This is a genomic window from Autumnicola edwardsiae, assembly GCF_031846505.1.
Lineage (GTDB): Bacteria > Bacteroidota > Bacteroidia > Flavobacteriales > Flavobacteriaceae > Autumnicola > Autumnicola edwardsiae.
Genome location: NZ_JAVRHP010000025.1, coordinates 1 through 13,065 on the forward strand (window position 1 = coordinate 1; position 13,065 = coordinate 13,065).

Annotated in this window: 12 protein-coding genes and 1 pseudogene; 2 read left to right on the forward strand and 11 right to left on the reverse strand. The window is 39.4% G+C overall.

Going from position 1 to position 13,065, the window contains the following annotated elements; all coding sequences use genetic code 11:
* From RM529_RS06685 to rsgA, 4 genes and pseudogenes are all read right to left on the reverse strand, one after another.
* Positions 1-371, reverse strand: a pseudogene (locus RM529_RS06685) (transglutaminase); the annotation flags it as partial.
* 4 nt (positions 372-375) lie between these two features.
* Positions 376-2,292 (reverse strand): DUF3858 domain-containing protein, encoded by a 1,917-nt coding sequence (locus RM529_RS06690; RefSeq protein WP_311483982.1) that lies wholly within the window; start codon positions 2,290-2,292, stop codon positions 376-378.
* A 51-nt stretch (positions 2,293-2,343) separates the two neighbouring features.
* On the reverse strand, positions 2,344-2,796 hold the full coding sequence (dtd, locus tag RM529_RS06695; protein WP_311483983.1) for a D-aminoacyl-tRNA deacylase: 453 nt from the start codon (positions 2,794-2,796) through the stop codon (positions 2,344-2,346).
* Positions 2,793-3,746 carry a ribosome small subunit-dependent GTPase A gene (rsgA, locus tag RM529_RS06700; protein WP_311483984.1) on the reverse strand — a complete coding sequence of 318 codons (954 nt, stop codon included), beginning with the start codon at positions 3,744-3,746 and terminating at the stop codon, positions 2,793-2,795. The genes dtd and rsgA overlap by 4 nt, the downstream gene beginning before the upstream one ends.
* Before the next feature lie 259 nt (positions 3,747-4,005).
* Here rsgA and RM529_RS06705 point away from each other — a divergent pair, with 259 nt between their 5' ends.
* The gene (locus RM529_RS06705; RefSeq protein WP_311483985.1) at positions 4,006-4,479 is read left to right on the forward strand and encodes a hypothetical protein; all 474 of its coding nucleotides are present in this window, start codon (positions 4,006-4,008) and stop codon (positions 4,477-4,479) included.
* Between the two features lie 99 nt (positions 4,480-4,578).
* Here RM529_RS06705 and RM529_RS06710 read toward each other — a convergent pair whose 3' ends face one another.
* From RM529_RS06710 to RM529_RS06725, 4 genes are read right to left on the reverse strand one after another with little or no spacing between them, the layout of a single operon-like run.
* Complete coding sequence (locus RM529_RS06710) at positions 4,579-5,661, reverse strand: bifunctional 3-deoxy-7-phosphoheptulonate synthase/chorismate mutase type II (protein WP_311483986.1); 1,083 nt, start codon at positions 5,659-5,661, stop codon at positions 4,579-4,581.
* A 23-nt stretch (positions 5,662-5,684) separates the two neighbouring features.
* Positions 5,685-6,533 (reverse strand): prephenate dehydrogenase, encoded by an 849-nt coding sequence (locus RM529_RS06715; protein WP_311483987.1) that lies wholly within the window; start codon positions 6,531-6,533, stop codon positions 5,685-5,687.
* A complete protein-coding gene (locus RM529_RS06720) occupies positions 6,530-7,675 on the reverse strand; it encodes a pyridoxal phosphate-dependent aminotransferase (RefSeq protein WP_311483988.1) in 1,146 nt (381 codons plus the stop codon). Before RM529_RS06720 ends, RM529_RS06715 begins: the two co-directional genes overlap by 4 nt.
* The gene (locus RM529_RS06725; protein WP_311483989.1) at positions 7,675-8,499 is read right to left on the reverse strand and encodes a prephenate dehydratase; all 825 of its coding nucleotides are present in this window, start codon (positions 8,497-8,499) and stop codon (positions 7,675-7,677) included. The genes RM529_RS06720 and RM529_RS06725 overlap by 1 nt, the downstream gene beginning before the upstream one ends.
* A 406-nt stretch (positions 8,500-8,905) precedes the next feature.
* Between RM529_RS06725 and gldA the strand changes: the two genes are divergently transcribed.
* Positions 8,906-9,826 (forward strand): gliding motility-associated ABC transporter ATP-binding subunit GldA, encoded by a 921-nt coding sequence (gene gldA / locus RM529_RS06730; RefSeq protein WP_311483990.1) that lies wholly within the window; start codon positions 8,906-8,908, stop codon positions 9,824-9,826.
* A 258-nt stretch (positions 9,827-10,084) separates the two neighbouring features.
* On the opposite strand, the gene RM529_RS06735 is transcribed toward gldA, so the two are convergent.
* From RM529_RS06735 to metF, 3 genes are read right to left on the reverse strand one after another with little or no spacing between them, the layout of a single operon-like run.
* Entirely contained in the window at positions 10,085-10,843 is a 759-nt protein-coding gene (locus RM529_RS06735; protein WP_311483991.1) for a head GIN domain-containing protein, read from the reverse strand.
* Positions 10,844-10,849: 6 nt separating this feature from the next.
* Positions 10,850-11,953 carry an acyloxyacyl hydrolase gene (locus RM529_RS06740; RefSeq protein ID WP_311483992.1) on the reverse strand — a complete coding sequence of 368 codons (1,104 nt, stop codon included), beginning with the start codon at positions 11,951-11,953 and terminating at the stop codon, positions 10,850-10,852.
* 60 nt (positions 11,954-12,013) lie between these two features.
* A complete protein-coding gene (gene metF / locus RM529_RS06745) occupies positions 12,014-12,967 on the reverse strand; it encodes a methylenetetrahydrofolate reductase [NAD(P)H] (RefSeq protein WP_311483993.1) in 954 nt (317 codons plus the stop codon).
* Between the last annotated feature and the right edge of the window lie 98 nt (positions 12,968-13,065).

Genomic DNA, 13,065 nt, shown 5'->3' on the forward strand with positions numbered 1-13,065 from the left:
CCGTCTTTGTGCAACTTTTCTTCTTCAAGCTTACCATCTATTATATTGTATGTATTTCCTTTAACACTACTAATTTTCTCACGATCGGAATTGTTTTGATAGGCAGTGATCTCTTTGGTAGCCCAGTCAAAACCGTCTTTATTATAGATTTTTACACGCTCGTAAACATCGGTCACTAAGGTAAATCCAATACTTTGATGTAATTCATAATAAGTGACCTGACTTCTAAATAGAATGGCGGCGTTTGCTGTGGAATCCAGGGGATGAACTTTTTCCAGAACTTCTTCTTCAGAAACTTTTCCAAAACGATAGTCCTGCCCGTTTATCACGTTTATTGTAACAAGGAATAGAATAAATAGAAAATTGCGCATGTGTTTAAAGATTGGTTTTAATAACTGCTTTTTGATTGTTTATGTAATTTACACGGGATATGAAGTCCCTGAACTTGACGTATGCTTCTGCAGGCCATAAACCCTTTTTGAGTTGAAATTCCCGCATTACCTCAATCTTTTTCTCCTCTTCGTCCTCTATTAAGTCAAGCTGCAGGTCCAGATTTCCAAATTCTGAAGTTATGCTCGCAGATTGCGGAATTGACTCTACCTCAAACCCTTCAGGCAGTACAAAACTGAATCTATCAACTATTGTTTTTCCCCTTCTAATCTCAAGCGGCAATTTCCTTTCTACATCACCTGCAGTATTAAATGTGTTCAGGTTTAAAAAACTTACAGGTAAGAGTAACCTTTTGCCGGCTTTTGTGGCATACTTTTGTCCGGTAAAATGTAGCTCTTCTGTAAACTGCTTTTTATCCTTGTCATCATTGTACCCTACAGATGCTATTTTCAATCCCTGTAAATGTCCCCAATCTTCTTTATAAACAATATCCTGAATCGCTGCCTGTTGATCTTTTATCCTATAAATATTTCCGTAGAAAATACCATTGCTCCTACGCTCAAAATTGGTAGTAAAGGCGCCGTTTGGCTGTAAAATAATCTCAGAACTACTTTTCCTGAGGTTTTCAGATGCAGTGTAAATTTTAGAACGTACAATTTCTCCACCTTCAGGCTTCACTAACAGCACATCCCTGTCATCAGTAAAATCTCCCAGGTAATTAAAGGGCATGGTCTGGCTTGTACATTCCAGCCATATATCCTCCTCTTCCCGGGGAATGTTAAGGATAACATGAGTGCCTTGCATAGAGGCAAAATCTGCATCTATGTTTTGTTTCTCCTCTCCTGCATAAACTACTGCATAATTAGAAGGTATACCCTGGGATTCCAACAAGGCCTTGGTATAATTTGTAAGTGCCTTACAATCTCCGTAACCCAGCCTGTCAACATCTTCAGACAACATCGGCTCCCAACCTCCAATGCCCAGTTGTACACTTATGTACCGTGTATTTTCCTGAACATATTTATAAATAATTTCAGCTTTCTGCTCTATTGTTTTGGCATCCTTTGTAAGGGATGCAATTTTTGAAATAGTCCCTTCAGGTAATTTATCCCTGCCCTTAAGTAAGTTATCATATTGCCATTTTCCCAATTCCCGCCAGTTGGTGGCGTTACCAGTAACTCCTACTAGGGCAAAGTTATTTAACGCTATTAAAACTCCAGGAGTAAATTGCTCCAGGTCTGGCGCCCAATTTTCAGGGACATAGGCAGGGATGTTTTTTACGCTATAACTAAGTTCATGTTCTGAAGTTTCCTTATTAATAGCGAAGTTTTCAAGATTTCGCTCATCAAAACGAATAGGGATTTTGGCCGGATTAAGTAATTGATAAGAAGAATTTTCAACACTTGCATAAAAACCATAAACAGGTTTCCATGGAGGCAGAAAAATTGTACTATTTGTCTCTATCTCACTTTCAAATAATATTGTGTAAGGGTAACTTCTTGGGGTATAATTCAGGTAACTCACCCGCTCATCTGAATGAAAAGTAGAACCTCCCACAGCACTTTGATCTTTAAAATCCCGCTTTTTATAGTGCTGAACCTCATCTCCAAAAGAATTATATATAAAAGCTTCCTGATTCTTTATCGTCCGGTTGTTATCATAAAAGGTGGATGCAACAGCAAAACCATCACCCTTTTTATTAAGCACGGTAATAATTTTTTTACGACGGATAAGCATCTTGTTTACCGCCAGAACCTCCACCTCAATAGAGTTTTTCCTGATAACGGCATTCGCATTAGCAGTGAGGCTTGGATCCAGTAAAAAACCTTGTAATTGGGAATTTTGAGCGTTTAAGGTAAAACTTAAAGACGCTAGAACAAAAGCAAGAAATATCTTATACACTGTGATGGAATGGTAGAATTACATTCGCAATATATAAAATTTTAAGAAATTTTAACTTTTATTTCTAGAGTCCATCAAAATTGTCACCGGACCATCATTGACCAAAGCGACCTTCATATCTGCTCCAAACTCTCCAGTTCCAACTATTTTATCTAGTTTTTCCGACAGCACTTCAATAAATTTTTCATAAAGAGGAACCGCTACTTCCGGTTTGGCTGCTTTTATATAACTGGGACGATTTCCTTTTTTAGTGCTGGCATGGAGTGTAAACTGACTTACCACAATTGCGTCTCCATCAATATCCAGTAAGGATAGATTCATCACCTCATCTTCATCATTAAAGATGCGCATTTTTACAATCTTATTACACAGCCATTCGATATCCTCACTTGTATCCTCATCTTCAATACCTAATAAAATAACGAGACCTTGTTTTATTACCGCATTTACACGGTGATTAATAGTTACAGACGCTTCTGAAACTCTTTGTAATACTACTCTCATTTCTTTTGATAATTGTCTATCCTGTAATTCTCATCCTCACCCTCCATTATTTGTAAATAGCTTTTATACCTGGACCAGGCTACATCTCCCTCTTCCAAAGCTTCTTTTACAGCACAATGCGGCTCTTCCAGGTGCAGACAATTATGAAATTTACAATCTTGTTTTAACGCGAAAAATTCCGGAAAGTAATCCCCAATTTCCTCCTTTTCCATATCCACCACTCCAAAACCTTTAATCCCGGGCGTATCAATAATTCTGGCATCGAAACTAAGGTCAAACATTTCAGCAAATGTAGTAGTGTGCTGCCCCTGCCGGTGTTGTTCAGAAATTTCTGAAGTCTTTAAATCCAATGAAGATTCCAATGCATTGATGAGCGTAGATTTTCCTGTCCCGCTATGACCCGAAAACATACTTGTTTTTCCAACCATCATTTCCTTAACCTTATCTACATTCTTACCGGTCTTTGCTGAAATTCCCACACATTTATAACCAACATCCCTGTAAAGTTGAGCGAGGAATTTTACTTCCAGCACTTCTTCTTCAGAATAAGTATCTGTTTTATTAAAGAGGATGACTGCTTCGATATCGTAAGCTTCAGCAGTAACCAGAAACCGGTCCATAAATGTTGTGAAAGTAGGTGGGTTATTGAGCGTAACTATAAGGAAAACCTGGTCTATATTTGAAGCTATAATATGGGTTTGCTTAGAAAGGTTTACAGATTTACGGATAATGTAATTTTCCCGCTCTTCAATTTTCTTGATCACTCCCTGCTGCTCCTCCCCTTGTTGCTCTTCCAGATCGAAAATAACCTTATCACCTACCGCAACAGGATTTGTATTTTTAATTCCTTTGATACGGAACTTTCCCTTTATACGGCAGTTATAGCGTTCTCCAGATTCAGTTTTAACCTGGTACCAGCTGCCTGTAGATTTGTAAACCGTTCCTTTCATTAAATATTAATATTATCCTAATGTTTTGTTAAATCAATCATATTTTCGCATATATTTGATCGCGTAAATTTAATCATTAATCATCATGCAAAAAATTACTAAAAAATTCTTTATTCCGATATTCTTCTTCTTGATCGGACTTTCATCAATTTCACAGACTCACCTGTATGAGAACCCGAAATTCGATCAGATTGCAAAAGAGCATAAAATAATTGCCATTTTGCCATTTACTGCAAAGGTAAGCCTACGGCCTAAACAAATGAAAGAAATTTCAGTTGAACAGCTGGCAGAAATGGAAAAAAGCGAAGGATCTGCTGTACAAGCCGCCATGTACTCATGGTTCCTGAAAAGAAAAAGCCGCGGCAAATTGTTTATCGACGTTCAGGATCCAAAGCGAACTAATGCCATATTGGCGAAGAACAAGATTTATGATCTTACCGCCCTTACACCAGAAGAACTGGCCGAACTCTTAGAAGTGGACGCTGTTATTGGCGGTAACTTTGAAACCGATAAGCCAATGTCTGACGGTGCTTCCATTGCACTTGGCGTTCTTGTTGGCTTTTGGGGAGCCACAAATTCTGCCACAATTAATATGAGCGTAAACAACGCCATGGATGGAGAACTTCTCTGGAATTATAACAAAAGGGTTGTTGGCAGCCTTGGCAGTAGTACAGATGGCTTGATTAATACACTTATGCGTAAAGCCTCAAGACGACTGGCCTATACAAAGTAGACATATCAAAAAAATAAGAAAGCCTCGCTGTAGTAGTGAGGCTTTCTTATTTCTATTAGGATAAGTTTTCCATCTAACAAACATTGGAAAGAATCCTTTTTAAGAATTCATCACTTTTTCCTGGTGGTTAATAGATTCCTGGTGTACAGCCTTAAATAAACGTAGAATAAATTCTTCGCTAAGCCCGTGTTGCTCTCCTTCCAACACCATTTTTCCAAGAATTTCGTTCCATCTTTTAGTCTGAAGAACAGAAACATTCTGTGCTTTCTTAACTTTTCCAATTTCGTCGGAAACTCTCATCCTTTTTGCAAGCAGTTCTATTAACTTATTATCGGCAACATCAATTTGCGCCCTTAGGTTGCTGAGTTTATTCTGAAATTCTTCACTTTCTGAAATTTCTTTTCTAATCTTCAAATCTTTCATAATCTGAACTAGTGTTGCAGGAGTTATTTGTTGCGCCGCATCACTCCATGCATCATCAGGAGTATGATGGGTTTCTACCATAATTCCGTCATAATTTAAATCCAGTGCAGTCTGGCAAAGATCAAAAATAATATCACGACGCCCGGCAATATGGGAAGGATCAAGGATTAATGGAAGATCAGGGAATTTATTCTGAAGTTCAATAGCAATTTGCCACTCGGGGTTGTTTCGGTATTTAGTCTTTTCGTAAGCCGAAAATCCTCTGTGTATTACTCCCAGGTTTTTAATATCTGCAGTGTAAAATCGCTCTACAGCTCCTAACCAAAGGGATAAATCAGGATTTACAGGGTTCTTTACCAAAACGGTCTTATCTGTTCCCTTTAGTGCATCTGCTATTTCCTGAACAATAAACGGAGAAACAGTAGTGCGCGCCCCAATCCAGAGAATATCCACATCATTTTCTAAGGCAAGGTCTACATGAGCAGTGTTTGCAACCTCTGTAGTAGTTAACATTCCTGTCTCTTCCTTTGCCTTTTTAAGCCACTTTAATCCAAGTGCACCAACACCTTCAAAATTACCTGGTCTTGTTCTTGGCTTCCAGATTCCCGCCCTTAAAACTGTCGCATCTGTATCTTTTAGCTGATGTGCAATCTTCAAAACCTGATCTTCGGTTTCGGCGCTACAAGGCCCGGCGATTACCAAAGGATGATCAAGTCCAAAAGCATCCAGCCAGTTTCTAAGTTCTTTCTTGTTTTCCATTTTTCAATATAATTTAAGTAGTATTAGTTGATTCCGTTTAAGATTGTTTTTATATGATTTGTTCTTTCCATTTCATTAAAGACCTCCTCAAAATCCCCATTTTCGATAAGGTTTTTAAACTGCGTAAGGTTACTGATATATCCATTTAAAGTCTCCAGCACATTCTCTTTGTTCTGCTCGAAAATTGGCGTCCACATCGCGGGTGAGCTTTTTGCCAGCCTTACTGTTGAAGCAAAACCACTGCCTGCAAGATCAAAAATATCCCGCTCGTTCTTTTCCTTCTCCAAAACCGTTTTGCCAAGCATAAATGAACTTATATGTGACAGATGGGAGACGTATGCAATGTGCCGGTCATGGGATTCAGGATCCATATACCGTATTCGCATTCCAAGTTTGCTGAAGATTTCCAACGCCCTTTCCTGAAGTTTAAAAGCTGTTTTTTCCACTTCACAGATAATATTCGTTTTATCCCTGAAAAGATTCGGAGTTGCAGCTTCGGGTCCGGAATATTCGGTACCTGAAATTGGATGGGCCGCCAAAAAATTCCTTCGGTTTTCATGATTGGAAACCGCCTGGCAAAGCTTTGATTTTGTTGATCCCGCGTCTATAACCAGCGTATTTTCACCAACCTGATCCAGAGCCTTCGAAATCACCCCTAAACTAACATCCACGGGAACGGCCACAAACACTACATCAGCTTCTTTTAAATCTGCCATAGAAGCTTTTTCGTCTATCAGCTTCAATTCCTTGGCCCTGGCAAGATTTGCGTTGCTGGCATCTATTCCGAAGATTTTTGCCTCCGGAAAATTTGCTTTCACGTCAAGTGCAAAAGAACCTCCAATAAGTCCGATTCCTATTATATAAACTTTCATTTTTTTACTCGTTTAATGGCTTCGGAAATATTCTCTTCGTTTGTACAAAGGGAAAACCTGATGTAACCTTCTCCCTGGCTGCCAAAAATAAATCCGGGAGCAGTAAAAATATCATGGGTATGTAAAAGATGGTCCACAAAACCTTCTGAAGTTTCTCCTTCCGGCACCTTAGCCCACACAAACATTCCCTGTTGATCTTTTTCCGGAGTGCAATTAAGCGCCTCAGCAAGTTCCAAAACTTTCTCTTTCCGTTGTTTATAAATTTCATTTTGAGCGGTAAACCACTTTTTATCCAGGCGTAAAGCTTCAGCAGCACCGGCCTGCAAAGGATAAAACATTCCGCTATCCATATTGGTTTTCACCTTCAGGATGGTATTGATGTTTTTTTCACTTCCGCAGAGCATTCCAATACGCCAACCGGCCATATTAAAACTTTTGCTCAGCGAATTCAGTTCCAGCACAACATCTTTGCAATCTTCAGTTTTTAAAATACTTTCGGGATGGTCATTTAAGATAAAGCTGTAAGGATTATCATTTATGATCAATATTTGCCATTTTTTGGCAAACGCCACCAAATCTGCAAAAAATTCATCGTTAGCCGAAGCACCGGTGGGCATATGAGGGTAATTAACCCACATTAGTTTTACCTTGCTTAAATCTTTTTTAGCTAATTCTTCCAGATCTGGAAGCCAGTTTCCTTTAGCGCTCAAATTATAGTAAACAGCTTCGGCTTCTACCAACTTCGTCACCGAAGAATAGGTTGGATAACCCGGATTTGGAATTAAAACCTGGTCTCCTTTATCAAGAAAAGCCATGGAAATATGGGTAATCCCCTCCTTGCTCCCCATTAAAGGAATAATTTCTGTCTCCGGATCCAGGCTTACCTGGTAATGGTTCTTATAAAAATCCCGAATGGCATTTCTAAAATCGGCAGTTCCCCTGTACGGCTGGTACTGATGAGCCCCGGGATTGCTAAGTGCCTCATTCAGTTTCGAAATTACCTGCGGCGGCGGTGGTAAATCTGGGCTACCAATACCCAAATTAATAATGGGCTTTCCTGCAGCCTCGAGGGCCCGCACCTCCCTGAGTTTACTGGAAAAGTAATATTCTTTTACCTCATCTAATCGTTTTGCCTGTACCATTACAAACTGTTTTTATATGTACCTAATACTTTTAATTGTTCAGTCATCACTTCCAGGATCTCCATTGCCTTCTTAAAACCTTCGTACTCATCAAAAGTTACATCCACAAAAAATGAATATTTCCAGGGTGTTTCAATAATTGGCATACTCTGGATCTTCGTCATATCCAAATCAAAATCCCTGATGATATTTAAAACCGAAACCAGGCTTCCCCGCTTGCTTTCCAGCTCAAATTTTAAAGATGCCTTATTAATAATTTCGCCATTGGGCTCCTTCTTCTTCATACTCAAAATAAGGAAGCGGGTAGCATTACTTTTCTTGGTATGGATACTTTCTGCCAGCATTTCAAGGTTAAAAATCTGCGCTGCAGCTTTACTTGCCACCGCACCAACATGCTTTAGCTCCTTTTCATATATTCTCTTGGCGACTTCAGCGGTATCTGCATCTTCAATTAATTTAATATGCGGATATTTTTTGAAAAAATCTTTACACTGCAGCAATGCCATGGGATGTGAAAAAACTTTTTTTATCTTTTCTATAGATTGCCCGGGCAAAGCCATCAGGTTCATATCTATTGGGATGTAATGCTCTCCAATCACTTTTATGTTATTTTCATCGATCATGGCGTAATTTGGCAAAATGGAACCCGCAATAGAATTCTCTATAGCCATAACCGCCTCATTTGCTTCTCCAGAAACTAATGCCGAAACGAGCTCTCTAAAAGACATACATTCCAGCACGTTTATACTTTTATGATAGTACTCCTGTGCCACCAAATGATGAAAGGAACCTTGAATTCCCTGAATTGCTACTTTTTTATCCATTTAAAATTTGCTCTAAAAAAAAAAGTCCCGACTTTTAGATCGAGACTCTTATATAATTTCAGCACAGTTAATTACAAAGCATTCCCGATCCTATCTCTGGTATAGAAATAAAAATAATAAAATGCGTTCCAGGTAATTAAGTTGTTCATTGTTTCACTGTTACGTGGCTAAAGTAGCATTAAATTTCAAAAACAGGAATAGTTTTTATTCTTTTTTTAACTTTTTATTAATTCCTTTTCGGAATTCTGTTTTTACGAAAAAATTACTAAAAATTGTCACATTTACTAAGGCTTTATTCCGAATAGTTTAAACGTAAAAATTGATGTTATAAAGGAGGGCAAGAAACCTGAATTTCCCCCGCTCCTATAGATGGTAATTAATTATTACTTTTGAAAAAAAAAGTGCTATGTCTATTTCAATTGAAGGAATCTCAAAATTCTACGGAAATCAAAAAGCCCTGGATGCAGTTTCATTTTCTATTGAAAATGGCGAAATTGTTGGTTTTTTAGGCCCCAACGGGGCAGGAAAATCTACTTTAATGAAGATCCTTACCGGCTATTTACCTCCTTCTGAAGGGAAAGCTGTAGTAAACGGAATCCACTTAACAGATGATATTCATCAAATTCAAAAGGGAATTGGGTATTTGCCGGAGCATAACCCACTGTATACCGAAATGTACGTAAGGGAATATCTTGCTTTTAATGCAAAGGTCTACAATATTGATAAAGAGAGAATAGAAGAAGTAATTGAACTTACCCGTCTTACTCCTGAGGCGGACAAAAAAATTGAGCAGCTTTCCAAGGGTTACCGGCAGCGTGTTGGCCTGGCTTCAGCATTACTTCATGATCCTGAAGTTCTGATTTTGGACGAACCTACCACCGGGCTGGATCCAAACCAGCTTGTGGAAATAAGGAACCTTATCAGGAATATTGGTAAGAATAAAACTGTTTTCCTTTCTACCCATATCATGCAGGAAGTGGAAGCGATTTGCGAAAGGGTAATTATTATAGATCACGGTAAAGTAGTGGCCGATAAGAAAATGGCAGAACTACGGGACGAAAATGAGCAAATTATCATAGTGGAATTTGATTACCGCATTGAAGATGTGGCCCTCAACAAACTTCCGCACCTCATTAGTGCCAAAAATATTGGCGGCTTTGCTTACGAACTTCGCTTTGACGCTAAAAAGGATATGCGCTCCGCTGTGTTTGATTTCGCACATGATAACGGACTAAAAACGCTTCAACTCAACCGGAAAACCAAAAACCTGGAAAGCCTTTTCGCGGAACTTACGATCCCCCCAACCCCCGAAGGGGGAGCTTCGTAGAAAAAATTTCACAAATGAAATTTTTAATCCTGGAAGTGCGATTCAGAAATTCTTTGCTCCGCTAAAGGTGACCAAAAGAAATTTTTAAACGTGTTAGAAGTGAGGCATCAAATTTGGCAATTATCGATCTTTTGAAACCAAAAGGATCAAAAATTGTGATTTGAGTACGGAATTTTTTCTTTCTAAACTCTCTCATTCGAATTTTGGATCCTCTCTCCTCGACTCCGCTCCTAATACTAAAAAGTCCCCTTCGGGGATTTAGGGGATGATAAAACTGAGCTTTCCTGTATAGAACTCTTCTACATCCACAACCGGCGGCTTATTAACGCAAATCACATCTCCACTACTTCTTATTTCCCCGGAAAGTGATTGCTGCGGATTCAGGATCATCTTATTTGTTCCGCGGTGAAAGATGTCACAGTGCTGAACAACCAGTTTTGCTGCCTCCAGCCTTCCATCTCCGGCAGCAAAGAATACATTTAAATTTTCCACCGTTCCGGAGAGGAAATAATTGGAATATTGGTCATTCGTAATTCGGAGGTTTTCAACGTCCAGGTTCAGTTTGAAATCTCCAACCGTTCGAACAGAAGCATCTTCTTCCTGGTTAAAAGATCGCAGCCATAAATTGGCAAATTTCAATACCCCTGTACTTTCTATCGTGCTGCCACTACTGTTCTGTAACCAGGTGAGGTTGGGAACAGTAACATAAACTTTGGTGACCTCATAATCCCGAAACAGGTTACAGGAATTGCCATTTTTAATACTCAACCTCGAATTTTCTACTTCAACCGAAACCTCATCTCTTAAATTCTCACCAGTTTCAATAACTATTTTCTGTTCCGGTCCCTGCTGAATAAATAATTTCACTTTTTCATAAACTATTATTTCATCAAAAGCTTCTAATTCAACTTCGTCCCGCACAATTTCCCCCGTTCCTTTAAAGCAGGTGGCAGCCTCGTCGGGTGAGCATCCGTACAGCACGATTCCAAGTAGCAGGATATAGAATTTTTTTTTCATCTTCATCTATAATCGGTAACCTAAAGAAAATTCGACAGCTTCAGCATTTGCACCATGCGCCCTCACGGTAGCCGAAGCCCAGAAATGTTCGCTCAACTTCCTGCGCAATCCTGCCCTTATGTAAAGCTGGTCCACATATTCAGTATAAGGGTAGTAAATATAATATCCCAGCTGCGTAACAACAGAAAGTTTATTAAAAGTTAGCTGATGTCCGGCAAACAATCCTACGCGATTTGCATCTTCGTCGCCCGTGGTATGTCCACTGGGAAAAGCAACAGCCTGGTAATAAATATATTCTTCCAGAGCCCGGGAATAAAAAAATTCGGCACCTGCCTGTAATGTGCTTTTTCTGTTTATCACTTTATCTGCAAAGACCGCAGCGGTTAAAAACGGATATCGTGCAGATCCTATCACTCCCATGGTATTCACTCCGCCGCGAAGAGCAACATTGAGATGAACAGGTTCGGTATAATCATTTTCTTCAGGATTTTTTGGAATGTAAGCCGGTTCATCTTCATAATCCAGCAAATAATTCACCCCAATATTAAAAGTTAACGTATTTGTACTGCTATTAGGAGATTTAAAATCGGCATTGGAATAATGGAGCAGCGAAATTCCCGCCTGCAGGCCAAATCCTTTGTAGATATTTTCCCTGTGGAAATTACTCATCAGGTAAGTGGAACTTAAAATCCGGGAACCGTATGCGTTGTTCCGGTAATTATCGTCCGGATGGTAGGGGTTAGAAGCATAAGCCAGCCCCTGCCCTACCCTGAACATTAGATTCCGTTGTAAAAAATAGAAACTTAAATGCGCATACAACCCCACGTTCTCCCCAAGGTGCTGATTCTTTAGATCCTGATAACTTAGAGAATAACCAACATCGGGATAATTATAACGTCGCTCCCAGGCTTCAAACCCATAGGTTTTACGCTGAAAACTGAGTATTACACCGGTAGGATGGCCTGTTATAAGGTGGGAGATATCCGGACTGTGCTCCAGAATTGTTCCATAAAAATAATTGGCATCTACCGAATAAAATCTGGAAGCTTTCTCCTGCGCATTTATTATTCCGCAGCAAAACAAAAGTAGGTAGAGGACAAATTTATTCATGGCACCGCAAATCTAATACATTTGCGATAATTGCCATTTTTGGCACCTCTCTTATTTCAGCTAAAATATAGCTTCTGCAATTTGCTGAACATTGGAGCTTTTCCCCATAGAATAGTAATGCAAAACCGGCGCTCCAGCGTCCATTAACTCTTTAGACTGTTCAATACACCACTCTACGCCTACCTGCCGTACTTCTGCGTTACTTTTGCACTTTTCGACTTCTGAAATTAATTGCTCCGGAAGATCTATCCTAAATACCTGCGGCAATAATTGCAAGTGGCGCATGGTAGCAATCGGCTTAATACCCGGAATTATGGGCACATTAATACCTGCTTTTTTCGCATCTTCTACAAACTTGAAATATTTGCTGTTGTCAAAAAACATTTGTGTTACGATATAATCTGCACCTTTATCAACTTTCTCCTTTAAGCGCCTGAGATCAGTTTTTAAGGAAGGTGCTTCCAGGTGCTTTTCCGGATAACCGGCAACTCCAATACAAAAATCAGATTTATGATCTGCCTCAATAACATCGTGCAAATATTTTCCCTGGTTCAAATTCTCAATTTGCTCCACCAGCTCACAAGCGTAATTATTACCACCTTCTGAAGGTTCAAAATATTTCTGATGGCTCATGGCATCTCCACGAAGCGCCATAACGTTCTCAATACCCAAATAATGGCAATCCACCAGGAGATATTCAGTTTCCTGTTTGGTAAAGCCACCACAAAGTACATGAGGGACGGTATCTACATTGTATTTATGCTTTATCGCGGCGCAAATTCCCACGGTTCCCGGCCGCATACGGGTAATTTGCCTGTCCAGAAGCCCCTCTCTTTCCACATACACATATTCTTCCCGGGAAGTTGTCACATCTATAAAAGGCGGTTGAAATTCCATTAAAGGATCTATATTATTGTATAGCTCCTGAATGTTTTTACCTTTTTTGGGCGGCACGATTTCAAAAGAAAACAATGTTTTACCCTTTGCATTTTTAATGTGTTCTGTAACTTTCATGTCAACCTAAAATTTCTTTTTATATGGGCGTTGCCTTACAGGCCGGGCTTTGTGCTTTATCTTTTTTTATGGCACTCCGCTGCGCTACGTACCGGTAA